General features: G+C 70.4%; 18 protein-coding genes. 4 read left to right on the forward strand and 14 right to left on the reverse strand.

Annotated features, from left to right (window positions below; all coding sequences use genetic code 11):
• Positions 1–43 precede the first annotated feature (43 nt).
• From AB8Z75_RS04375 to AB8Z75_RS04390, 4 genes are all read right to left on the reverse strand, one after another.
• Positions 44–1,009, reverse strand: a complete 966-nt coding sequence (locus tag AB8Z75_RS04375; protein ID WP_369200007.1) for a carbohydrate ABC transporter permease — start codon at positions 1,007–1,009, stop codon at positions 44–46.
• Positions 1,009–2,349: an extracellular solute-binding protein gene (locus tag AB8Z75_RS04380; RefSeq protein WP_369200008.1), complete on the reverse strand. Its 1,341-nt coding sequence runs from the start codon at positions 2,347–2,349 to the stop codon at positions 1,009–1,011. Before AB8Z75_RS04380 ends, AB8Z75_RS04375 begins: the two co-directional genes overlap by 1 nt.
• A 7-nt stretch (positions 2,350–2,356) precedes the next feature.
• On the reverse strand, positions 2,357–3,892 hold the full coding sequence (locus tag AB8Z75_RS04385; protein WP_369200009.1) for a DUF4127 family protein: 1,536 nt from the start codon (positions 3,890–3,892) through the stop codon (positions 2,357–2,359).
• Positions 3,893–4,311: 419 nt separating this feature from the next.
• Positions 4,312–5,529, reverse strand: a complete 1,218-nt coding sequence (locus AB8Z75_RS04390; protein WP_369200010.1) for an MFS transporter — start codon at positions 5,527–5,529, stop codon at positions 4,312–4,314.
• 381 nt (positions 5,530–5,910) lie between these two features.
• Between AB8Z75_RS04390 and AB8Z75_RS04395 the strand changes: the two genes are divergently transcribed.
• On the forward strand, positions 5,911–7,572 hold the full coding sequence (locus AB8Z75_RS04395; protein ID WP_369200011.1) for a catalase: 1,662 nt from the start codon (positions 5,911–5,913) through the stop codon (positions 7,570–7,572).
• Between the two features lie 137 nt (positions 7,573–7,709).
• On the opposite strand, the gene bla is transcribed toward AB8Z75_RS04395, so the two are convergent.
• Both bla and AB8Z75_RS04405 read right to left on the reverse strand, forming a co-directional pair.
• Positions 7,710–8,642 (reverse strand): class A beta-lactamase, encoded by a 933-nt coding sequence (bla, locus tag AB8Z75_RS04400; protein ID WP_369200012.1) that lies wholly within the window; start codon positions 8,640–8,642, stop codon positions 7,710–7,712.
• Between the two features lie 504 nt (positions 8,643–9,146).
• Positions 9,147–9,827 (reverse strand): TetR/AcrR family transcriptional regulator, encoded by a 681-nt coding sequence (locus AB8Z75_RS04405; protein ID WP_369200013.1) that lies wholly within the window; start codon positions 9,825–9,827, stop codon positions 9,147–9,149.
• Between the two features lie 97 nt (positions 9,828–9,924).
• Between AB8Z75_RS04405 and AB8Z75_RS04410 the strand changes: the two genes are divergently transcribed.
• Complete coding sequence (locus tag AB8Z75_RS04410; RefSeq protein ID WP_369200014.1) at positions 9,925–10,890, forward strand: NADP-dependent oxidoreductase; 966 nt, start codon at positions 9,925–9,927, stop codon at positions 10,888–10,890.
• A gap of 328 nt (positions 10,891–11,218) precedes the next feature.
• Positions 11,219–12,229, forward strand: a complete 1,011-nt coding sequence (locus AB8Z75_RS04415) for a mechanosensitive ion channel family protein (protein ID WP_369200015.1) — start codon at positions 11,219–11,221, stop codon at positions 12,227–12,229.
• A gap of 53 nt (positions 12,230–12,282) precedes the next feature.
• On the opposite strand, the gene rph is transcribed toward AB8Z75_RS04415, so the two are convergent.
• Positions 12,283–14,937, reverse strand: a complete 2,655-nt coding sequence (rph, locus tag AB8Z75_RS04420; RefSeq protein WP_369200016.1) for a rifamycin-inactivating phosphotransferase — start codon at positions 14,935–14,937, stop codon at positions 12,283–12,285.
• A 293-nt stretch (positions 14,938–15,230) separates the two neighbouring features.
• Positions 15,231–15,992, reverse strand: a complete 762-nt coding sequence (locus tag AB8Z75_RS04425; protein ID WP_369200037.1) for a MerR family transcriptional regulator — start codon at positions 15,990–15,992, stop codon at positions 15,231–15,233.
• Between the two features lie 355 nt (positions 15,993–16,347).
• Between AB8Z75_RS04425 and AB8Z75_RS04430 the strand changes: the two genes are divergently transcribed.
• The gene (locus AB8Z75_RS04430; protein ID WP_369200017.1) at positions 16,348–16,968 is read left to right on the forward strand and encodes a LysE family translocator; all 621 of its coding nucleotides are present in this window, start codon (positions 16,348–16,350) and stop codon (positions 16,966–16,968) included.
• Between the two features lie 129 nt (positions 16,969–17,097).
• Here the strand turns inward: AB8Z75_RS04430 and AB8Z75_RS04435 are convergent, their stop codons facing one another.
• The 6 genes from AB8Z75_RS04435 to AB8Z75_RS04460 form a co-directional block, all read right to left on the reverse strand.
• Positions 17,098–17,748, reverse strand: coding sequence for a GntP family permease (locus AB8Z75_RS04435; RefSeq protein WP_369200018.1), 651 nt, complete (start codon positions 17,746–17,748; stop codon positions 17,098–17,100).
• Positions 17,745–18,647 (reverse strand): GntP family permease, encoded by a 903-nt coding sequence (locus AB8Z75_RS04440; RefSeq protein ID WP_369200019.1) that lies wholly within the window; start codon positions 18,645–18,647, stop codon positions 17,745–17,747. The genes AB8Z75_RS04435 and AB8Z75_RS04440 overlap by 4 nt, the downstream gene beginning before the upstream one ends.
• A gap of 101 nt (positions 18,648–18,748) precedes the next feature.
• Positions 18,749–20,098 (reverse strand): enolase C-terminal domain-like protein, encoded by a 1,350-nt coding sequence (locus tag AB8Z75_RS04445; RefSeq protein WP_369200020.1) that lies wholly within the window; start codon positions 20,096–20,098, stop codon positions 18,749–18,751.
• Positions 20,099–20,131: 33 nt separating this feature from the next.
• Positions 20,132–21,745, reverse strand: a complete 1,614-nt coding sequence (locus tag AB8Z75_RS04450; protein ID WP_369200021.1) for an aldehyde dehydrogenase (NADP(+)) — start codon at positions 21,743–21,745, stop codon at positions 20,132–20,134.
• A gap of 44 nt (positions 21,746–21,789) precedes the next feature.
• On the reverse strand, positions 21,790–21,987 hold the full coding sequence (locus AB8Z75_RS04455) for a hypothetical protein (protein WP_369200022.1): 198 nt from the start codon (positions 21,985–21,987) through the stop codon (positions 21,790–21,792).
• A gap of 12 nt (positions 21,988–21,999) precedes the next feature.
• Positions 22,000–22,716, reverse strand: coding sequence for a 5-dehydro-4-deoxyglucarate dehydratase (locus AB8Z75_RS04460; RefSeq protein WP_369200023.1), 717 nt, complete (start codon positions 22,714–22,716; stop codon positions 22,000–22,002).
• Positions 22,717–22,834: the final 118 nt, after the last annotated feature.

Genomic DNA, 22,834 nt, shown 5'->3' on the forward strand with positions numbered 1-22,834 from the left:
GCGGGGCGGCGGGAGGGGGCGAGTACGGACATCGGCTGGCTCCTCACATGTCCGAGGCCCAGCGGCTGGCCCGCCGGAGCATGACGAAGGCGACGCAGAAGGACACCGCGAACAACAACAGCGCCAGCACCGAGGCATAGCCCATGTTGAAGTAGCGGAAGCCTTGCTTGTACAGCAGGACGGGGAAGAACAGCGTGGAGTCGTTCGGGTAACCCAGCGACTCGGCCCCGGTGGTGGCCCCTCCGGAGAGGGAGGTCGCCACGACGTATGCCTGTGTGAAGTACTGCAGCGCGTCGATGGCGGCTGTGACGGCCGCGAAGACGAGGACCGGGCGGACGGCGGGCAGGGTCACGTGCCACAGCTTGCGCAGCTTGCCGGCCCCGTCCAGGTCGGCTGCCTCGTACAGCTGCTGCGGCACGTCGAGCACCGCCGCCAGGAAGATGACCATCAGGTTGCCCACCATCCAGGAATCCAGCAGCAGCAAGGACGGCTTGGCCCACTGCGGATCGTTGAACCACAGGGGCCCCTCGATGCCCACGGACGCGAGGAGCGTGTTGACCGGGCCGGAGGACGGGTTGAGCAGCACCACGAAGGCGAGGGCGGCGGCCACCAACGGCATGAGGTGCGGAAGGTAGAAGACGGTGCGCAGCAGGCCGGCGCCGCGTCTCGCCCGGGAGATCAGCAAAGCGACGAAGAAGGCGAACGCCAGCTTGACGGGGACTCCGACCAGCAGGATCCACGCGCTGTTGCGGACGCCGGTGAGGAGGGCCTCGTCATGGAAGAGGAACGCCCAGTTGTCCAGGCCGATCCAGGTGGCCGGGGAGATGAGGTCGTAGCGCGTCAGGGAGAGGTAGACGTTGGCGAGCAGAGGATAGACGAAGAAGACGGTGAAGCCCAGCGCCCAGGGCGCCATGAGACCGACAACAGCCCAGTTGACGCGCCTGGCTCGGCCGGCGCTTCGTGTCGGTGCGGTCGCCCGGCCCCGTGACCGCAGGGGGAGCGTCGTCATCAGCGCTCCTTCCCGATGGTGACCTGGTCCAGAAAGCTGTCGATCTTGCGCGCCTGCTCCGCCAAACCCTGGCCGGCGTCCTGGACGCCGCCGGATTCCCATTCCTGGAAGAACGCGGCCATCGAGTCCTGGTAGCTGACTCCGGCAGGTGTGCTGGGCGGTACCTTGCTGTTCGGGTCGGCCGCCATGTCGAGAAACGGCTTGAAGTGGGGTATCGCGGCCAGTTCGGGAGAGCGCAGGGCCGCTTTCGTCGTGGGAACGTTGTGCAGCCCTTCGGCGAGGGCGACCTGCGCTTTCCGGCTGGTGGCCAGCCATTTGACCAGGTGCCACGCCGCGTCCGGGTGGGCGCTGCGGTGGGTCACGCCGGCGAGGTGCACGGTCCAGGCCCCCGCGCCGTACTGCTTGGGCCGGTCGTCGGGGGCGGGGAAGGGCGCCGTGCCGTAGTCGAGATCCTTCGCCTCGTTCTCGACGAAGGCGGTGCGGAATTCCCCGTCCAGCATCATGGCCAGTTGCCCCGTCTGGAAGGCGTTCGAGGCGCTGTACTGGGCGCCCGCGCCGGCGGTGAAGGCGCGCAGCTTGTCGTAGCCGTACCAGTCGATGAGCTTCTTGCGCCAGGCCAGCAGCCGGCGCCAGTCGGGGTCGGTGGCAACGGCGGAGCTGCCGTCCTTCCTGAACCACTCGGCACCCCACAGTTGGGCCTCGTAGGCGGGGCGGTTGGCGTAGAAGAGGGTCAGCGGCGCGTATCCGGCGACGCGGATGTCACCGTGGCCATCCCTCCGGGTCAGCTTCCTGGCGTAGTCGGCGAGTTGGCTCATGGTGCGGGGCGGACCCGAAAGACCGGCCTCGGCGAGCTTCTTCTTGTTGTAGTAGAGGCCGTAGATGTCACCCAGCACCGGCAGTGCACATCTCTTGCCGCCCGCGGAGGTGGCTTTCCACGCTGCGGGGACGAACACCTGGGGGTCGAGGCCGTCGCGTTCGATGTAGTGCGACAGGTCGCGCCAGCCGCCGCTGGGGCAGTACACCCCGGCCAGATCGCTCTGCGGCGCCCACTGCACGTCGGGGGCGGGGCCGCCGCGGAGGGCGGCCACCATGCGGTCGTTGTTCTGCGCGCCGGTGCTGCGCACCGTGATCCACGGGTGTTCCCGCTCGAAGCGCCGCAAAACGTTGTTGAAGACGTCCAGTTCCCGGCCGCTGTAGGCGCTCCACACGGTGATCGTCACCGGCTTGCGGCCCGGCTGGTCCAAGGACACGTCCGGGGCAGCCACACCGCAGCCTGTGAGAAGGGCGCAGCACAGGAGCACGGGGAGCAGAAGACGGCGCAGCAAGTGCGGCGTACGCATACCGATCTCATCTTTCCTGGGGACGGAGCAAGGCGAAGTCGATCTCGAAGGTGCGGTCCCACGGCAGGAGCAGGGAGTCGGGCTCGACGGCCCACCCCTCGAAGCCGGGGAACCGGTCTGCCGCTGAGGCCAGTTGTTCGGCGATCCACGCACGGACGGTGGCGACCTTCCCGTCGGGCAACGTGCTGTGCCGCACCTGGTCGGTGAACTGTGCGAGTGCCGCACCCCGGATATCGCTCATGTAGGCGCAGTCCTCCACGAGGCGGTGGAGGAGCAGACGGTGGTGGGCGGTGGTGTCCGCGACGCCGCGCTCGCGAGCGGCCGTGTAGACCGCGCCGTGTGCGAGGGCGCTGCCCATAGTGTTGCCCGCGGTGTTCCACCCGGCGTAACCGGCCAGGGCGGTGAGCGGCATCCGGCGTGCGAGCGCCGACACCAGCGCCGGATCGGACCCGTTGGGGTAGGCGCAGTCCGCCACCACGACCGCGTGCCCGTCCCGCACGTGGCCGGACACCGTCTCCGCGGTGGCGCGCACCTCGGTGTCCTCGGGGTCACGGACCCTCGGATGCCGGTGAGCCCAGTCACCGCCCGCCGGATCGGGCGGATGCACGACGACGACCAGTTCGGCCTCCGCAGGGGGCACTTGGCGCCCTCCGACAGCGTCGACATGGCCGCGCGCGCCCTGGCCGATCGGGAGGTTCTCGTACGGGGCGACCCGTTGCAGGCCGTGCTCGACACCGCACACGACGGCGACGGGCAGCGCCTCCGGCCGCAGTTTCGTCAAGACCGCCCTTGCCACCAGCACCGCGCCCACCTCGTCGGCACCCGGGTGCATCAGGACACGGGGAGCTGCGGCGGAGAGCGTCTGTTGCCAGTGGGCGAGCCACTGCTGTTCGAGGCTGCCCGCCGAACGCTGCGCGGTATCGTCCGCCGTGACCAGGAGGGTGTCGAGGATGCCGTCGGCGGCGAGGGAGAGCGCGGCGAGGTTCACGGTGTGGTTACGGAGCCGCCGCGCGCTTAAGTCGGCCACCTGCGCGGTGGGCAGACGGCCTCGGAAGGCGTCGACGGTCTCGTGGTCCCCCTCGGGCTCGCCGAGGTAGGCGCGGTGCAGCGCCGCCCCGTAGCGGTGCAGGTCAGCACCGATGTCCGACCAGTAGTCCGGTTCCTCGTCGCAGTTGTACGAGTTGGGCGCGCGAGTGACCAGGGAGACGGCGTGGACGGCGCTCTGCGGCGACACCTCCCGGACGTGACGGAGCACTTCCCACCGTTCCAGCACCGCCGCTGTGGGCTCCTTCGTCGTGCGGGAAGCGATCAGACCTCCGTATCCGAGCATGTCCAGCGACACGACGAGGGCGTCCAGCGGGGCCGGGGCGTCGACGGCCGACTCCAGCCATCGAGTGAGGGCGCCGGTCGCGGCGGGTCGTCTTTTGCGGCTGAGGTCCCTGGACGGTGGCAGGTGGACGTGTGCCCCCGCGAGCGCCCCCACCAGTTGAGGCAGACGGGTGTTGACGGGGCGCTCGTCGAGAGGCAACAAAGCGATGTGCACAGTTTCTCCTGAGCGGCGAGACGGCAGGCGGCCGATTTTGGTCCGCTCCAATTCAGCCCGTCAAGAGCCAAGCGCAGGGAGAATGAACCTCGTTGGGGATATTGGTTCGTACCACTTGGCTGTGCCGCATGCGAGAGCATGCACATGCGTCCGGCGCTCGCTGCTCAGCATTCGTGACAAGACACTGGAGGAAGCCCACAGTCCGCACCGCTCCGGCAGGGGCCGCCGGCTTCGGATCCTGGCCCAGATCAGGCGAGAGGTATGGCAGTGGAGCAGGTCCCGCCGCGGCGCCGGGCACGGCTGCGTCCCGCTACCGCGGGCGCGGGCCCCTGCCGGGTCAGGGGCGTCGCGTGCGGCCACGGCAGGCACCAGAGGAGCGCCAGGTACTCAGACGCTCGTGGTCGTCGACGGGGGTCCGGTCACTGCCGTCGGGGACGGGCGACCCACACGCCCCTCCCCTGGTCCGCGAGGAGGAGGACGACCGCGAGGAGGAAGGCGGACCCGGCGGCCAATGGAGCCACCGCGAATGCTCCGGTGCTGCCGTGTCGCTGGGCCAGCGAACCGGCGAGTGCCTGTCCCGCAGCCGTGCCCAGCGGGCCGCCCGCACACAGGAGGGTCATCGCCAGTGCCGCACGCGAGGAGGGAGCGAGCTGCTCGGTGAGTGTGTACAGGCAGATCATGTAGGGGGCGACGGTGAGACCGGCGGCTGCTACCGCGACGGGCACCGCGTGCAGCAGGTCTCCCGCGAGCAGGCACAGGGTCCCGGCCCACAGGAGGGCGGCGAAGACGAGGAGGCGTCGACGCTGTGTGAACGCGGCAGGGAGCCAGGCACAGACTGCCCCGGCCAGCGCGCTTCCGATACCGAACTCGGCGTACACCAGCCCCGCGGCCCCGGCCTGCGAGGCATCGGCGGCAGAGACCGTCACCCCGGTCTGCACGGCTCCGAGCACCGCCCCCATGGCGGCCATCGACACGAACATGCCGGCCATCGCCCGGCGAGGCAGCCGCCCTTGGCGGATCGCCTTCCGCGGTCGGCCGGTGCCGCGCGGAGAGGAGGAGTACAGGGCGAAGGGCAGCGTGGCCGCGGCCAGGAGAAGCACCAGACCGACAGCGGGGGCCGTGGCGGGCCCGATCGGGGTGGCGAAGGGGGTCAGCAGGCCGACCAGGGCCGGGCCCAGGACGAAGCTCGTCTCGTCGGCGGCCGCCTCGTAGGACATCGCAGTCGGCAACAGCTCCTGCCTGTCCCGAGCCCGCAGGAGTCGGGGCCAGAGGACACGAACCAGCGGACCGACCTGTGGCTGGGTCAGGCCGGTGAGCGCGGCAGCTGCCAGCATGCTTGCACGACCGCATGCGGTGGCGGCCACAAGACAGACGACGGCGGCCAGGTTGGCGACCGGCATCACCGTCGCCACCGCCCGGTGACCGTAGCGGTCGGCCAGGGCGCCGACAACGGTCCCGCCGACTGCGATGGCCATCCCTTGTGCTCCGGCGGCCAGCCCCGCGAACGCGTAGCTGCCGGAGGCCGTCTGCAGAAGTATGAGGGTGGCCAACGAGCACATGGCATAGGGAAGGCGGGCCAGGTACCCCAGAAGAAGGAAACCGGACCCCGCCACGCGTACGAGAGACCGGTAGGACATGGGCGCCTCCGAGCGGACACGTCGCAGCGACGCGCCGCCCAGCCACCAACGCGCTGTCATCCCGATTCTGCCGCCGACTGTAGCGGTGTCGCTCTCGCGGGCACAGCCACCGTGTGGAGGAAGCTGCGGCTCCGGAGCGGTCGCGGCTAAGGCTCCGTATACGGCCGTGGCTCTGGCTGCGGCTGCGGCTGCAGGTGCGGCTGCGGTTGCGGCTGCAGGTGCACGGGGAAGCACGGCGACGCCGGCCCACTGTCGCTGCGACTTCTCGGCCTGCCTCGCGCTCCACCTGCGAGCGGCACCCACACCCCTCCATAGAATTGACTCAGTCAATTCTATGGGTATGGTCGGACCACCGGAACGGCCCATACGGAAGGAAGCACCATGGCAGACAACCGTCCCGAAGCGGCCGACCGCGACGATGAGCGCGCGGTCCTGACGAACCGCCAGGGACATCCGGTCCACGACAACCAGAACCAGCGCACGATCGGTGCGCGCGGGCCGGCAACGCTGGAAAACTACCAGTTCCTGGAGAAGATCTCGCACTTCGACCGGGAACGGGTACCCGAGCGGGTGGTCCACGCGCGTGGAGCGACGGCGTACGGATACTTCGAGGCGTACGGCACGGTCGGTGACGAGCCGATCGCCACCCACACCCGGGCGAAGCTCTTCCAGGAAGCGGGCAAACGCACCGAGGTGGCGCTGCGGTTCTCGACGGTGGCAGGCGGCCGGGACTCCTCCGAGGTGGCCCGTGACCCGCGCGGCTTCGCGGTGAAGTTCTACACCGAAGACGGCAACTGGGACCTGGTCGGCAACAACCTCGGGGTGTTCTTCATCCGCGATGCCATCAAGTTCCCCGACGTCATCCACTCACAGAAGCCCGATCCGGTCACCTTCGAACGGCAGGACCCCAACCGCGTCTTCGACTTCGCCGCCGCCTCGCCCGAGTCGATCCACATGTACACGCTGGTCTTCAGCCCGCGCGGCATCCCCGCCAGTTACCGCCACATGGAGGGGTTCGGCGTGAACACCTACAAGTGGGTGAACGCCAGGGGCGAGACGAAGCTGGTGAAGTACCACTGGGCGCCCAAGCTGGGCGTGAAGTCGCTGACCGCACGCCAGGCTGCCGAGATCCAGGCGAAGGAGCTCGGCAGCCACACCAAGGACCTGTACGACGCCATCGCGCGCGGTGACTACCCCGAGTGGGAGCTGCGCGTGCAGATGATGGACGACCACGACCACCCCGAGCTCGACTGGGACCCCTTGGACGACACCAAGGTCTGGCCTCAGAACGACTTCCCACTCCTTCCCGTGGGCCGCCTCGTCCTCAATCGGGCCCCGGAGGACTTCTTCGCCGAGAGCGAGCAGATCGCCTTCGGTACCGGTGTCCTCGTCGACGGAATGGACTTCTCCGACGACAAGATGCTCGTCGGCCGTACCTTCGCCTACAGCGACACACAGCGCTACCGAGTCGGGCCCAACTACCTGCAACTCCCTGTCAACCAGCCCAGGAACGCAGGTGTGCACACCAACCAGCGCGACGGCACCATGGCCTACCACGTCGACGCCGGCGGTGAGGAGCCGTCCATCAACTACGAGCCCTCGGTCCGTGGCGGTCTCCGCGAGAGCGACTACCCCCACGCCGATGAACAGGGCCCCGTCATAGGTGGCCGCCTCACCCGGGCTCGCATCCCCCGTACCAACGACTACCGGCAGGCGGGCGAGCGCTACCTCCTGTCCGAGGAGTGGGAGAGGGACGACCTGGTGGCCAACCTCGTCGAAGCGTTGAGCCGGTGCGACCGCGCAGTGCAAGAGCGCATGGTCTGGCACCTGTTCATGGCAGAGGACACCTACGGCAGCCGCGTCGGCGAAGGCCTCGGCATCACCGCCGAGGTTGTGCGGCACCTCGCTCCCCTTCCAGGTCAGACCCTCACCGAGGACGAACTCCAGCGGGCCGCCAACCTCGGCAACAACGGCGTCCGCGACGTCACCGGCCTGGAGATGACTCACTGCGTCCCCAACGAGAGCCGTATCGTCACGCTCTGACCGCTCCGGCTCCTGCGAGCGGTCGGCCGTACCGGCGCGGACCGTGGCACCTCACGGCCCGCGCCGGGTGGCGTTCGGGGACGAGTGAGGTCGGGAACCCGGGTGATGAGGGACTCGGAAACCGCCGGGCAGCGGTGTCAGGCCAGCGCCCTGAAGACGACTTCGGCGGCTTCGGCGATGAGGGCGTCGTCGTGTTCGGCATCTTTGGTGTCGCGGCGGGACATGAGGGCGAGAGCGAGGGGAGCAGCGTCCGGTGGCCAGACGATGGCGATGTCGTTGCGGGTGCCGTAGCCACCGTTGCCGGTCTTGTCGCCGACCCGCCAGCCATCAGGTGTGCCGGCTCGGATGAGCCTGTCGCCGGTGGTGTTGCGTGTGAGCCAGTCGGCCAGCAGGGCCTTCTTGTCGGCGGCGAGGACGTCACCCAGGACGTAGGTGCGCAGGTCTGTGGCCATGGCGCGGGGCGTACTGGTGTCGCGGGGATCGCCTGGGGTGGCCTCGCTGAGTTCTACTTCGTAGCGGTCGGCCCGGGTGACACGGTCACCGAGCGCGCGCAGCGCATGTTGCAGCTTCCGGGGCCCGCCCAGTTCCTCGAAGAGGAGGTTGGCCGCGGCGTTGTCGCTGTAGCGGACGGCGGCGTCACACAGCTCTCGGAGGGTCATGCTCGCGTTGCTGCGCCGCTCGGTAATCGGCGAATAACCCTCCAAGTCGTCCGGGCGTACCCGGACTCGCTTTTCGAGTTCCCTGAGGGAGTTCTTCTCCAAAACGGCGGCTGCGAGTAGAGCTTTGCAGGTGGAGGCATAGGCGAAACGCTCGTCAGGCCGGTGGGTGACGGAGCGGCCATCGCCCGTGTCCACCGCGTAGAGGCCGAGCCGGGCGTCGAACTTCCGCTCCAGCGCCCCGAACGCGTGCTTCGTTCTCCGGGTGAGGGCAGCGGCGTCCGACGGCGAGGGCGAGGCGCTGGAGGACGCCTTTGGCGCGGTCTCATCGGCTCTCGAACCACATCCGGTGACCGGGAGCGCCGCAGCTCCGACGAGCGTCGTGAGTACGGCACGGCGGGAGGAGGTGTGCATGAGGTGGAGCCCTTCAACATGATCGGTCTCTTCCGGGAGCTACGACCCTCGTTCTACCCCAGGCGGGTCAGCCTTGCGGCGAAACCCGGGGCCACCGCCTCCCGTTGGAGGGTGACGCGGGCTTGCGAGGCGTCCCGTCCGCTGCCGATACTCACGAAGCCGACTGGCGTTCCGTCCTTCGCCTCGCGCGGAAGCGCCCTCTCGCCTCGTGTGATCCGCAGTTCGACCTGCCGGCCCGGTACCCCGGTGACGGTCAGATCCCCGGTGCTGACGAGCGGCGTGCGCCCGCCGAGCCCGTCATCCAGGTTCCCGCAGCCTCTCGATACGCGGCTAGGCCGTTTCTGATGGCTCTTGGACGGTGTCGCGGAGCCAGATGTTGATCGCTGTGACGGCGAGTGTGCCGCCCGCCTCGCCGCCGAGGCCCTGCGCAGCCCTGCGCCCCCGGCTCGGCAGCGCAAGGACCCCCGATAACACGCTGTGCCGCGCCGGCCGGCACACTGCGTGTCAGGCCCTGGAGGACCGCCGTCCCTGGGCGCCGTCAGTCGCGAGCGGGAGGCTGCGCAGTGACAGCCCGCTCGGCGGGGGCAGCGGCTCGTGGGCCGCGTCGGCGCGGAAGGACTGGAGCAGGTAGGCCACCAGACGCCGGGAGGCCGCACCGTCCTTGGGCAGAGTGGTCACCAGACCGCAGTGGGCCAACAAGGCCACGGCGAGGTCGGAAGGGCGGAAGTCGGCGCGCAGCGCGCCCGCGGCCTGGGCCCTGCGGACCAGGGCCATGAGGTCCCGCTCGGCCTGATCCAAGGACTGCACATCCTCCGTTCCGTCCGGGAAGGCTGCGGCGAACGCCGCCGAGAACCCCCGCTCCTCCCGCTGCACCTCACACGCGGTGACGACCAGTCGTTGGAAGCCCCGCCATGGGTCGGGATCGGCCAGCGCCTCGCTGAGTGCCTGGGCACAGATTTCCCTCTGCCGTGCGAACGCCGCCCTGACCAACGCGTCCCTGGTCGGGAAGCGTCGGTACAGCGTCGCTACGCCGACTCCGGCCCGGCGGGCCACGGCTGCCATGGGCGCGTCGATCCCGCGCTCGGCGAAGACCGCACGGGCCGCCACGAGGACGCGCTCCCGGTTACGCCTCGCGTCCGTCCGCAGGCTGTCCTGGCCCCCTATCTGAGAGGAAACCTCCAGCATTGTCTCTCACCTCCGGCCCAAACGGACGGCATCGTCCACTTGCGAGCTTACAGTCGCTGCCAGACCCCGTACGACCACAGGTAGCAAGGTGAGAACGGTGAACAGTCGCACGATGAGAGCTGTGCTTTTCGACCGCTACGGCGCTCCCGAAGTGCTGTATGTCGACCGGGTGCCGCGTCCCGAACCGGCACCCGGCGAGGCACTCGTGCGGGTACACGCCTTCAGCGTCAACGGCGGCGAGCTGGCGTTCCGCTCCGGCCGTCTTCGTCCCTTCACCAGTCGGAAGTTCCCCAAGCGCATCGGACTGGACTTCACCGGCGAGGTCGCCGCACTCGGTACCGGCGCGACGGGTCTCGCGGTCGGGGACCGCGTATGGGGCGTGCTGGGGCGCACCTCCGGATTCGGCAGTGCTGCCGAGTACCTGACCGTCAAGACCGAGCGCCTCGGACGGGTCCCCGACAGCCTGCCCCTCCTGGATGCCGCCACGCTTCCGGTGGCGACCACGGCCGTCACCGCGCTGCGCGAAAAGGCCCGGCTACGCCCCGGTGAACGGCTGCTCGTACGCGGCGCGGCGGGAGGTGTCGGCAACGCGGCCGTCCAGCTCGGACGGGCCTACGGTGCTGAGGTCACAGCCCTGGCCCGCACCACCAATCTCGACTTCGTCCGGACTCTCGGTGCCCACCAGGCCGTCGATCACCGGAGCGTCCCGCCGGCGGAACTGGGCCGGTTCGACGTGGTCCTGGACACTGCGGGAACCGCTCTGCGGGCCTTCCGTCAGCTGCTGAGGCCAGGCGGACGCATGGTCGCCATCGCCTTCGACCAGTCAAAGCCCGCCGCGTCGTTGGGGTACATCGCGGCCAGCGCGGTACACGGACAGGGCCGGGTGCGCTTCTTCAGCGGCAATCCTCTGCGCACCCACCTCGACGACCTCGCCCGCCACGTGGTGGAGGGGAAGCTGCGCCCGGCGGTGGACACCGTCTTCTCTCTGGAGGAGACGGCGGCCGCACACCGCGCGCTGGAGGCAGGCGGCGTGCAGGGCAAGTACGTGGTCAGGGTCGGTTAGAACTGCGGGGAGTTACTGGCCACGCGGACCTGGCTCCTGCACCCTTCTCCCGGGCCGTCCCCGGGCCGTCTCTCCCGGCCGCCCCCTGGCCCGTCATCGGTCTCATCTCCGCCCCACCCGCCCTCGTCTCGCCTCATGGCAACGCCGGGTCGGCGGTTCGCCGACGGGGCGCCGCCCGTGAGATCCCCACCACGTCGACGTACGCCAGGCGCCACTCCCGCACCTCCTCTCCACTCTTTTTGACCCCTTTCAGGTCCGCCGATACGTTCGGCCTGCTGAGCACGGCAACTGGCTGAGCATCGAAACTGAGCGGAAGTGAGTGGATCCCGTGTCCCCCACCGGTGCGACGGCGACGCACGCCCACACCGTCAACGACCTGGCCATGTCCGCCCCGGGGTGGCTGCGCGAGAACATCGACACACTGGTAGGTGTGCCACTGCGCATCCTGCTCGTGATCGTGGGTGCCGCGATCGTCCGGGCGGTGGCCAAGAAGGCCATCTCCCGGGTCGTCCAGCGGATTCTCCAACCCCCGGAGGCCGAGAGCGAGCCTCGCCGGTCCGCGCGCGGGCCCGCCGTGCTGGCGCGCGACCGCTCCCGGGCGAGTGAGCGGCGTGAGCAGCGGGCGCGCACCATCGGGTCCGTTCTCAGCAGCATCGTCACGATCGTCGTCGCGGTGATGGGCGTGGCGATGGTGCTGGACCAGATCGGCATCGCGCTCGGCCCGCTGCTGGCCAGCGCGGGGGTGGTGGGTCTGGCCATCGGTTTCGGGGCCCAGAGCCTGGTCGCCGACTACCTGTCCGGCATGCTCATCATGCTGGAGGACCAGTACGGCGTGGGCGACTCGGTGGACCTGGGTGAAGCCGTCGGAGAAGTGGAACACGTCGGCCTGCGGCTCACCCAGGTCCGCGACCTCAACGGCGGCCTCTGGCACATCCGCAACGGCGAGATCCTCCGCGTCCGCAACGACAGCCAGGAATGGGCACGCGCCGTCCTCGACGTCTCGGTCGCCCATGAGTCCAACCTCGACACGGTGTTCGAGGTGTTGGAGCGCACGGGCCGCGAGTTGCGCGAGGAGCCCCGTTTCAGGGACATCCTCCTCGAAGACCCCTCCGTGTGGGGCGTGCAGTCGCTCGACCCCGACGGTGTCGTGGTGCGCCTCGCCGTCAAGACGGCACCGCTTCAGCAGTGGGGTGTCACCCGGGAGCTGCGGCGCCGGGTCAAGGAAGCCCTCACCGGGGCCGGCATCGACATCCCCTTCCCCCAGCGGACGGTGTGGATGCGCTCCGACGACGATCTTCCCGAAGCCCCCGAAGGGAACAGGGGCCCGGTGCGGCGCTGATGTCGCACGGCCGCCCCCAGGGACGGGCCCCGCCGCAGGGACACGCAGGTCGCTCAGCCGCCCTCTTGGGGCAGTACCTCGACGTACCCGCTCGTGCCCTGCACGCGGATCCGCTGACCGTCCCGGATGCGCCGGGTGGCGTCCTCCACCCCCACGACGGCCGGCAAGCCGTACTCACGGGCGACCACCGCGCCATGGGTCATGAGGCCACCCGCCTCGGTGACCAGGCCTTTGGCCGTGACGAAGAGGGGCGACCAACTGGGATCCGTGTAGGCCGTGACCAGGATGTCGTCCGCTTCGAGAGCGGCCTTTGCCATGTCCGTGATGACGCGTGCACGCCCCTCCACGGTCCCGGCGGAGACCGGCAGGCCGACCAGGGCGCCGTCCGGCACGTCCTCTCGTCGGTACGCCCCGGCGACAGCCTCACCGTCCGACGTCAGTACCCGGGGCGGGGTGAGCGCCTGATACGCCCTGAACGCCTCCTCTCGCCGGCGGATGAGCTCGTCATCCACCCGTCCTGTGCGTACGACGTCATGGAGCTCCGAGAACGTGAGGTAGAAGACGTCTTCCCTCTCACGAAGCGAACCGGCCCGCACGAGACGCTCGGCTTCCGCCAGCAAGGCCCGCTTGTACAGGAAGTAGCGGCCGACCATGAAGTACTTGGGGTACTCCCGGTACCCGATGAAGGCGCGGACCCGGTCAATCATCCGCTTGGTCTCTGCGGCCTTGTCTTCTCCTGCCGGCAGGGCCCGCAACCGCTCCAGCACCTCCTCTTCCTTCTCCCGTGCCGCACGCCGTCCTTCCTGGAAGCGCCGCCTGCCCGCGCCCGGCTCGAAGGTGTCGACGTTGTGGAGGAGCAGGGGCAGGAGTGTGGTGGGACTTTCGCTCCAGCGCGGTCTCGTCATGTCGATCTCGCCGACGCAGCGCATGCCGTGCGTGTCGAGGAAGGCGCGGATGGCGTCCCGCGCCGCCCGGCCCCCCACCGGCCCGCAGGGAGCATCCAGTTCGTGCAGGAAGCCGTCGCCCTCGACGGCACGCAGAAACGCCACCACAGCCGGATACGTGCGGAGCACGTCTGCGACGTCCAGGAGTGCCAGCCCCATCTGGGAGCTGACGTTGCCGGAGGCCGACCGCGTGAGTGTGTCGGCCGCGCTCTTCTCGCCCAGCCACGCATGCAGTTGCTTGTTGAGCCACCGCGACGCGTCCACCGCGCTCATGACCACCTGATGGCTCTGCGGATCGAACAGAATCCGCCGCAGCTCCATGATGTCCGCCAGGATGAAGTCGAACAGCGCCGGCCCGGACACTGTCGCGATCTCGCGTTCCAGGGCGGCGTTGGACGCCTGCCCGCGCTCGATCAGCTCGGTTACGAGGGCCTGATCGGTCTCCAGCGGGGCGGGCGCGGCATCGGGCGGCGGCCCGGCCGGGCCGCTGCCGGGAGACGGCGGGAGGAAGTCACCCCGGTCGAGGACCGTCCGCAGCGCGTCCCCGATCAGCGGATCGGACTCCCCCAGGTTCTCCAGGACCCCGGCGCGGCTCGCCGGCGAGACCAGGCGCTCGGTGACGTCGACGAACAGCCTTCCGGCGGCCTCAGCCATCGGCCGTGGGGTCGTCAACTGCCACACGGACAGCCCCAGAGGCTTCATCGGATCGGTCATCATCTGCTGGTGACCGACCGAGACGTAGACGTGGTTCTCGCCGTCGCCGGCCGCCGGGATGGGGAACAACGTGGTGATCGGCCGGCTCTGGACCACCTGGAAGCCGCCCTCGACCAGGCACCATTCGACGTCCTGGGGGCGGCCGAAGTGCGCCTCGATCCGCCGGCCCAGTTGCGCGAGCCGCACCACCTGCGTGTCCGTCAGCGCCGGCCGCTGCCGCGACGCGGGCTCGACGGCCTTCTCCTGCGTCCCGCCCGCCGGCGAGGCGTGGACGGCGAACTGCTTGACGGCGACCGACGCGTCGACGATGTCGCCGTCCCGCACTGTGAACACGTCCGCGTTCACCCGACCGGAGACCAGGGCCTCACCGAGACCGAAACCGGCCTCCACGGAGGAGACCTTCCGGTTCGATGTGGCGGGGTCTGCCGTGAACAGGATGCCGGAAGCGTCCGGGGACACCATCTGCTGCACGACCACCGCCATATGCACCTTGCGAGGGTCGAAGCCGTTCCGCAGACGGTAGGTCACGGCTCGCTCGGTGTAGAGCGAGGCCCAGCACCGGCTGACGTGTTCGAGGACGGCCGCCGGGCCCACGACGTTCAGGTACGTGTCGTGCTGGCCCGCGAAGGAGGCCGTCTGCAGGTCCTCCGCGGTCGCGCTGGACCGGACGGCACAAGCGACTCCCTCACCGAGTCGGGCGAGCGGGTCGGTGAGGGCCGCCGCCATATCGTCAGGGATGGAGGTGCTCTCGACGCTACCGCGGATCTCCGCGCTCAGCGCGCGGATCGCATCCCGGTCGTCGGGATCCACACGCGAGAGCTGATCGAGCCGATCGTCGATCGAGGGCACGTCCGCGAGGACGCGCCGGAAAGCGTTCGTCGTCACGCAGTAGCCGGCAGGAACGTGGATGTCCTCGATCCGTGACAACTCCCCCAAGTGCGCGCCTTTGCCTCCGACGACCGCGGCCCGCGTCCGGTCGATCTCCTGAAATTCCAGCACGTAGCAATCGGCCGGAAGGGACTCCCCCACCCCGCTGTCGGCATCAACCATTCGCTTCCTCCCATGTGCACAGGTTCGGCCCTCAACGGCCTGGCAAATGCGAGGATTGTCAGCCCCTCGGGGGGTCTTGCGGCAAGTCCCCCTCGTTGCCATACTTTGGGCATGGCAGGGAAATGATCCAGCCACTCACCGCGAAAATCCCATCCGGTGGTGGGCCCGCACGGAGTCGCCCGGAAGTTCTCTCGGCACAGTGCCGAGGGCTTCGGTGAGCTGATTCTGCGGGTGGTATCCGCTGGTTGCCTGCCGCCGGGGGTCTGCAGCCCCCCGGCAGTGTGAGCGGTCGGTCAGCCCAGCCGTGCGTCGGCGTACATGGCCATCGCGTCGCGCTGGTAGACGGCCAGCCCGTCGGCGATCCGGTCGAAGTTCGCACGGAACTGAGGATCGTCCACGTAGGTCTGGCCCAATCCCTTGTACGCGGCAGCGCACGGGGTCCAGAACCGGCACACGCCCTGGTAGTGGCCGTCCACCTCGGCCTGCACCGCGGGATCGGCGACCGGTGTGCCGGCCACCATGAACTCCGCCATACGGACCATCTGCGCCGTCACCTCACGCTGCCACCGCTCCATGTCTGCGGCGGTCATCCCGGCGACGGCTCGCTGGGACTGCTCCCACTGCTCCGGCCACCGCTCGCGCGCCTCCGCCTCGTGGCGGCCGGACTCGAATCCCTCGAACAGGTTCTCCGGCCTGTTGATCTGTGCCATAGCGCTGCTGCCCTTACCTTCCTCCAGTTCGGCGATGGTGCGGCCGACCGTGTGGGCGAGTGTCTCCAGCCGGTCGCGTTCCGCAAGCAGCCGGCTGCGGTGCTCGCGGAGCGCGGCAAGCTGGTCTACCTGGCTGTCCAGTACCGCCGCGATCTCGCGTAGCCCCAGGCCCAGCTCCCGCATCAGCAGGATCTGCTGCAGCCGCAGCAGGTCGGCCTCCTCGTAGTAGCGGTGCCCGTTGCTCCCGAACCACGCCGACGGCAGCAGGCCGATCTCGTCGTAATGCCGCAGCGTCCGGGACGTCACCCCGGACATCCGGGCCACATCCGCGATCGACCAGCCCATGGTCCCGCCTCCCCTCGCCGGGCCGGTCTCTCCGGCCACACCGAAGACGGTAGAAGTTGACGCAGCGGCAACCGCAAGCCAAGCCGGAACCGGCACCAGCACTGGCACCCGCACCGAGCTACGGCACCGAGCTACGGCACCCGCGCCCGCACCGGGTTACGGCACCCGCACCGGCACCGGCACCGGCACCGGGTTACGGCACCACAGCTGCGGCCCTCCCGAAGGCCCGGCCCGCCTGGCCTGATCGTCTTCGACGCCGACTACGACGCCCCGTGCTGAAAGGACTGCGGGCCTGCTCCCGTCCGGACCGCGGCCACATGGCTCGCCCCCACCTCGCGGATGTGAGACTGAAGGCATGCTCATACAGTTCCTCGCTGCGGCCGGTGTGCTCGCCGTGCTGACCATGGTGCCCGGCCCGGACATGGCCGTCGTGACGAAGCGGGCCGTCTCCGCCGGATGGCGGGACGGGCTGCGGACGGTCGGCGGCATCACCGCGGGGCTGCTGGTCTGGGGCGTTCTCACCATCGCGGGCCTTGCCGCGGTCCTGGCCGCCTCTGCCACCGCGTACACCGCGGTCAAGCTGGCGGGAGCCGCCTACCTGGTGTTCCTCGGCATCCAGGCGCTGCTCCACAGCCGGCGCGTGCGGGCGCGGGAGACGGGCGCGCTCCCCGACTCCCCCGCCGGCAACCCCTGGCGGACCGGCCTGGTCAGCAACGTCTTCAACCCCAAGATCGCCGTCTTCTACACCGGTCTGCTGCCGACGCTGGCCCCGACCGGTCTGTCTCCCCACACCGGCATGGCACTGCTGGTCCTCGTCCACGCGGCGCTGACCGCCGTGTGGCTCGGCGGTTATGTGTTGCTGCTGGCCAAGGCCCGCGTCTTCTTCCAGAAGCCTGCCGTGCGCCGGACCATCGACCGCGTCACCGGCACCGTCCTGATCGGGTTCGGTCTGAAGGTCGCCACCACGCAGCCCTGACCTTCGGCGTCGCCGACGGCCCAGAGCGCGCGGACCGGTCAGGCGGGAGAGCGCCACGTAACCGAGCAGCCCCGAAGGCGCGCGGCGCGGCCGGGGTCCCGGAGCGGCACATGCCCGATCCGGCCGTGCTCAGGCGAGCGCCAGGGCGCCGCTGAGGACGGCTGCGATGGCGAAAGCGGTCAGCCCCAGGAACGTCTCCATCAGCGTCCAGCTCTTCAGCGTCGTCCGGATGTCGATGTCCATGTACCGGTTGAAGAGCCAGAAGCCGGAGTCGTTGACGTGCGACAGCACCGTGCCGCCGGAGGCGACGGCCACGACGACGAGGGCGATCTCCGGTTGGGACAGGTCGAATTCGCGGATGAGCGGCGCCACGATGGGTGCGGTGGTCACGATCGCTACTGTTTTCGAGCCGAGCGCCACTCGCAGTACCGCCGCGATGAGGAACGCGAGCACCACAGCGGGCAGCGCTGTCGAACCCATCAGGTCCGCCAGCGCGTCTCCTGCCTCCGACTGTTCCAGGACGGCGCCGAAGACGCCGCCCGCCCCGGTCACGAGCAGCACCAGCGCCACCGGACCGAGCGAGGCCGAGGCCGCCTTCTCGATACGTTCCATGCTCAAGCCGCCCCGCACCCCGAGCATCCAGATCGACAGCAGCGTGGCGAGGGTGAGGGCGATGATCGGGGCGCCGATGAACTCCAGTGCCGTACGGAGCGCGCCCTTGTCGAAGACCAGTCCTGCGAAGGTGTGCAGCATGATCAGCAGCACCGGCAGGACGATCACGCAGACGGTGACACCCAGCGAGGGCGGTGGTTGGGCCCCGGCCCGCGTACCGGCCGTGCCGGCGTGCCCGGCGCGCCGGTAGAGCCGGCCGCGTCGGCCCTGCCGGTCGCATCGGCCGTGCCACTCGCATCGGCCGTGCCAGTCCCGTCGTTCGCGTCCGAAGAGGCGGTGGTCCCGGTGGCGAGAGCGGGCACCGGCACGTGCAGCCGGTCGCCGACCTTGACGCCGAAGAGGTAGGAGCCGACGAACCAGGCCGGCAGGCCGCAGACGAGGCCCATGACGGTCACCCAGCCGAGGCTCGCACCGAGCAGTCCCGCTGCGGCGACCGGACCCGGGTGCGGCGGCAACACGGCGTGCATGATGGCGAGACCGCCGACGGCGGGCAGGGCCACGCTGATCACCGAACGGCCGGAGCGCTGCGCCACCGCGTAGATGAGCGGCATCAGCAGGATGAAGCCGACGTCGAAGAAGACGGGTACGCCCACCAAAAGCGCCGTGAGACCCACCGCGAGCGGGGCCCGCTTCTCCCCGACGGCCGCGAGCAGCCTGCCGGAGAGCACCTCCACGGCGCCGGACTCCTGCATGACCCGTCCCAGCATCGCGCCGAGGGCAACGATGATGGCGATCTCTCCGAGGGAGTCCCCCATGCCCTGTTCGAGCACACCGGGCAGGTCACTGAGGCGGATTCCGGCGGCAGCGGCGACACCGATGCTCACCAGGAGCAGGGCGAGGAACGCGTGCAGCTTCACCTTCACGACCAGGAGGAGCAGCAGCGCGACCCCGCCCGCGACGAGCAGCAGGAGCGCCCAGGGCGGCAGGCTCCAAGTCGTGCCCGGCGCGTCCGCAGCCAGTGTGTTCCAGGACAGCCCGGGTATCAGGCCCGTTCTTGCGGTAGGCATCGTTGCCTCCTGTCAGGCATGGGTGACTCGGCAGGCCGCGAGCGGCGCGCCTGCCGGGCCGGTAGCAGTGCGGGGCCGGCAGCTGCCGGCCCCGCGGGGTCTCAGTCCCGGTCGAGTGCCGGGCGCTTGGGGTCGAAGGACCATCCGGGCACGAGGTGCCGCATCGCCACCGCGTCGTCGCGGGAGCCGAGCCGTTCGCGCTCGTACAACTCGTGTGCGGCGGCCACCTGCTCCTCGTCCAGTTCGATGCCGAGACCGGGCGCCTCGGGGACGTGCAGCAGCCCGTCGTCGATCGTGAGGGGCTCGCGGGTGAGGCGCTGGCCGTCCTGCCAGATCCAGTGCGTGTCGATCGCCGTGATCCGGCCGGGGGCCGCGGCGGCGACGTGCGTGAACATCGCCAGCGACACGTCGAAGTGGTTGTTGGAGTGCGAGCCCCAGGTCAGCCCCCACGCCTGGCAGAGCTGCGCCACTCGCACCGAGCCGCTCATCGTCCAGAAGTGCGGGTCGGCGAGCGGGATGTCCACGGCGTCCGTGCGGAGGGCGTGGGTCAGCTGCCGCCAGTCCGTGGCGATCATGTTGGTGGCGGTGGGCAGCCCGGTGGTCCGTCGGAACTCCGCCATCACCTCACGCCCCGAGTAGCCGTCCTCGGCTCCGCAGGGGTCCTCCGCGTAGGCGAGGACGTCCCGCAGCTCGCGGCCGACCCGGATGGCCTCGTCCAGCCGCCACGCCCCGTTGGGGTCGAGGGTGACGCGTGCTTCGGGAAAGCGCCGCGCGAGCGCGGTGACGGCCGCGGCCTCGTCCCGGGCGGGCAGCACGCCACCCTTGAGTTTGAAGTCGCGGAAGCCGTAGCGCGCGTGCGCGGCCTCGGCCAGCCTCACGACGGCCTCGGGGGTGAGCGCCTCCTCGTGGCGCAGCCGCAGCCACCCGTCGGCGTCCTCGTCCTCGTCCGCCGGGGCGCGGTAGTCGAGATCGGTGCGGGTGCGGTCGCCGACGTAGAAGAGGTAGCCGAGGACGGGCACCTCCGCGCGTTGCTGCCCGTCACCCAGCAACTCCGCCACGGGCACGCCCAGGTACTTGCCGTGCAGGTCCAGCAACGCCGACTCGACGGCCGTGGCAGCGTGTACCGCCACCCGCAGGTCGAAGGTCTGCGCGCCGCGCCCGGCTCGGTCGCGGTCCGCGAAGCGCGCCAGCACCTGTGCGACGACTGAGCGCAGCCGGGCCACCGGACTGCCGACGACGAGAGCGCCGGCCGCCTGGAGCGTACGGCGGATCGCCTCGCCGCCGGGGACCTCGCCGAGGCCCGTCCTCCCGTCCGAGTCGGTGAGGACCACCAGGTTGCGGGTGAAGTAGGGGCCGTGGGCGCCGCTCAGGTTCAGCAGCATGCTGTCCCGCCCCGCGACCGGGACGACGCGCATCGCGCCGACCGTCGGACCGTGCTGTGCAACTGACATGTCTCCCTCTCCTTCCGCCACCTTCCGCGCGGTTCAGTGCCGTCCCAGCTCGCCGTCGACACGGCGCCACAGGCCGTCCGGGTTGCCGTCCGCGAGGGGGCGGGGCAGCAGCTGTGCCGGCAGGTTCTGGTAGGCCACCGGGCGCAGGTAGCGCTCGATGGCCAGCGAGCCGACCGAGGTGCTGCGGCCGTCGGACGTGGCGGGGAAGGGCCCGCCGTGCACCATGGCGTGTCCCACCTCGACGCCCGTCGGCCAGCCGTTGAACAGCACGCGCCCGGCGCCCCGTTCGAGGAGGGGCAGGAGCTCGCGCGCCGCGTCCAGGTCGCTGTCGGCGGTGTGGACGGTGGCGGTCAGCTGCCCCTCCAGGCAGCGCAGCACGTCGGCGACCTGCCCCAGGTCGCGGCAGCGCACCACGAGTCCTGCGGCGCCGAACATCTCCCGCTGCAGAGCGGGGTCGGCGGTGAAGTCGTCAGCGCCGACCGCCATCAGCGCGGCCTGGCAGGGGCTCGCGCCCTGGGGCACCGCGCCGCGCGCGAGCGTGACGACGGCCTCGTGTCCGGCGACGGCTTCGGTCTCCGTGCGGTACGACGCGGCGATGCCCGGCGTGAGCATCGTCGCCCCGGCGTCGCCCTCGACGGTCTCGGCGGCCCTCGTCACGAATGCCTCCAGTTCCGGGCCGTCGATCGCCAGTACCAGCCCGGGGTTGGTGCAGAACTGGCCCGCGCCCTGCGTCAGCGACCCGACGAAGCCCTCGGCGAGGTCTTCCGCCCGCTCGCGCAGCGCGCCGGGCAGCAGCACGACGGGGTTGATGCTGCTCATCTCCGCGTACACCGGTATCGGCACCGGACGCTCGGCGGCCGTCCGCATCAGCGCGAGACCGGCGGCGCGGGAGCCGGTGAAGCCGACAGCGCGGATGCGCGGGTCGGCCACGAGCCGGGCACCCAGGGTGGGGCCGTCACCGATCACGAGCGAGAAGACACCCTCCGGCAGCCCGCACTCCTCGACGGCGGCACGCAGGGCGCCGGCGGCCAGCTCGGACGTCCCCAGGTGCGCGTCGTGCGCCTTGACGACGACGGGGCAGCCCGCGGCCAGCGCCGAGGCTGTGTCGCCACCGAGGACGGAGAACGCCAGCGGGAAGTTGCTCGCTCCGAACACGGCGACGGGCCCGACGGGGATGCGCTGCTGGCGGATGTCGGGACGCGGTTGCGGGGCGCGGTCCGGTAGCGCGGGGTCGATGCGGGCCCCCTGCCAGCTGCCCTCGCGCAGCACCGCGGCGAACAACCGCAGCTGCCCGGTCGTGCGTCCTACCTCGCCCGTCAGCCGGGCCACGGGCAGCCCGCTCTCCTGGTGCGCCCGCTCGACGATGGTGTCGGTCAGTGCGGCGAGCTTGTCGGCGACGCACTCCAGGAAGCCGGCGCGTGCCTCGGGTCCGGTGGCACGGTAGGCGTCGAAGGCCTCCTCGGCGAGTCGGCAGGCGCGGTCGACGTCCGCCGCGTCCCCGTAGCGGTAGGCCGGGTCGAGCGGCTCGCCGGTGTCCGGACGCACGGAGCGGACCTCCGCGCCACCGCCGGTGACGCGTTCCGCTCCGAGGAACATCGCACCTCGCAGTACGGCTCGGGATGTGGCGTTCGTTTCTGCTGCGGGCACTGGGGGTCCTTTCTCGCGGGCGGGAAGAGTGAGGGGGCCGGGAGTCAGACGCGGGCGGCGGGCTGCCGCTCGACCAGTGCGGTGAGCTCGGCGAGCTCCCCCGCGGTGAGGTCGGTGAGCGGTGGGCGCACCGGCCCTGCGGCGTGTCCGGTGGCGGTCATGCCCGCCTTGACGATGCTCACCGCGTAGCCGGGCCGCCGGTTGCGGATCTCCGTGTACGGCAGGAAGAAGCCGCCCAGCATCCGCGCGACGTCCTAGCGGCGGTGCTCCCTGACGGCGCCGTAGAAGGCGAGAGCGAGTTCCGGGAGGAAGTTGAAGACGGCCGACGAGTAGGTGGTGACGCCGAGTTCGAGGTACGGCAGCGCGAACATCTCGGCGGTGGGCAGCCCCCCGACGTAGGTGAGGCGGTCGCCGAGGCGGGTGTGGATCCGCGTGATGGCGTCGATGTCGCCGATGCCGTCCTTGTAGCCGACCAGGTTGGGGCACGTCTCGGCGATCCGGGCGAGAGTCTCGGCCGCGTACACGCCGTTGGCGCGTCCGTAGACGATGACACCCAGCGAGGTGGCCCGGCAGACGGCTTCGACGTGCGCGGCCAGCCCCTCCTGGGAGGCCTCGGTGAGGTACGGCGGGAAGAGCAGAATCCCGTCGGCTCCCACACGTTCGGCGGCGAGGGCGAGTTCGCAGGCGGTGCGGGTGCCGTAGCCGGCGGGCGCGAGGATCGGCGTCCCCTCGGGCGCGCTCCGCACGGCGGCGGCGACGACCTGCTCGACCTCGGCCGGAGTGAGCGAGAAGAACTCACCGGTTCCACCGGCGGCGAAGAGGCCTCCGACCTCGTACGTGCCGAGACGGGCGATGTTGTCCCGGTAGGCGTCTTCGTCGAAGGACAGGTCCGCGGCGAAGTGCGTCACGGGAAACGACAACAGCCCGTTCCCGACACGACGGCCGAGTTCGCCGGGAGAGAAGGAGGACATAGACGCATTGCTCCAGATGTCAACAGAAAGCGAGTCCGAGGGAACCTGCCCCCGAGGTGCGGACCACTACGCGGGAGCCCCCTCCGGCCCGCGGAAGTGGAGTCGCGTGGTCTGCACA

This window comes from Streptomyces sp. PU-14G (genome assembly GCF_041028275.1).
In the GTDB taxonomy this organism is placed as follows: Bacteria; Actinomycetota; Actinomycetes; order Streptomycetales; family Streptomycetaceae; genus Streptomyces.

Coding starts and splice junctions, on each gene's coding strand:
- AB8Z75_RS04390 (WP_369200010.1), bottom strand. CDS start 5,529: ATGTCCTACCGGTCTCTCGTACGCGTGGCGGGGTCCGGTTTCCTTCTT.
- AB8Z75_RS04460 (WP_369200023.1), bottom strand. CDS start 22,716: ATGTCCTCCTTCTCTCCCGGCGAACTCGGCCGTCGTGTCGGGAACGGG.
- AB8Z75_RS04445 (WP_369200020.1), bottom strand. CDS start 20,098: ATGTCAGTTGCACAGCACGGTCCGACGGTCGGCGCGATGCGCGTCGTC.
- AB8Z75_RS04375 (WP_369200007.1), bottom strand. CDS start 1,009: ATGACGACGCTCCCCCTGCGGTCACGGGGCCGGGCGACCGCACCGACA.
- AB8Z75_RS04430 (WP_369200017.1), top strand. CDS start 16,348: ATGCTCATACAGTTCCTCGCTGCGGCCGGTGTGCTCGCCGTGCTGACC.
- rph (WP_369200016.1), bottom strand. CDS start 14,937: ATGGTTGATGCCGACAGCGGGGTGGGGGAGTCCCTTCCGGCCGATTGC.
- AB8Z75_RS04455 (WP_369200022.1), bottom strand. CDS start 21,987: ATGCTGGGCGGCTTCTTCCTGCCGTACACGGAGATCCGCAACCGGCGG.
- AB8Z75_RS04440 (WP_369200019.1), bottom strand. CDS start 18,647: ATGCCTACCGCAAGAACGGGCCTGATACCCGGGCTGTCCTGGAACACA.
- AB8Z75_RS04405 (WP_369200013.1), bottom strand. CDS start 9,827: ATGCTGGAGGTTTCCTCTCAGATAGGGGGCCAGGACAGCCTGCGGACG.
- AB8Z75_RS04395 (WP_369200011.1), top strand. CDS start 5,911: ATGGCAGACAACCGTCCCGAAGCGGCCGACCGCGACGATGAGCGCGCG.
- AB8Z75_RS04380 (WP_369200008.1), bottom strand. CDS start 2,349: ATGCGTACGCCGCACTTGCTGCGCCGTCTTCTGCTCCCCGTGCTCCTG.
- bla (WP_369200012.1), bottom strand. CDS start 8,642: ATGCACACCTCCTCCCGCCGTGCCGTACTCACGACGCTCGTCGGAGCT.
- AB8Z75_RS04425 (WP_369200037.1), bottom strand. CDS start 15,992: ATGGGCTGGTCGATCGCGGATGTGGCCCGGATGTCCGGGGTGACGTCC.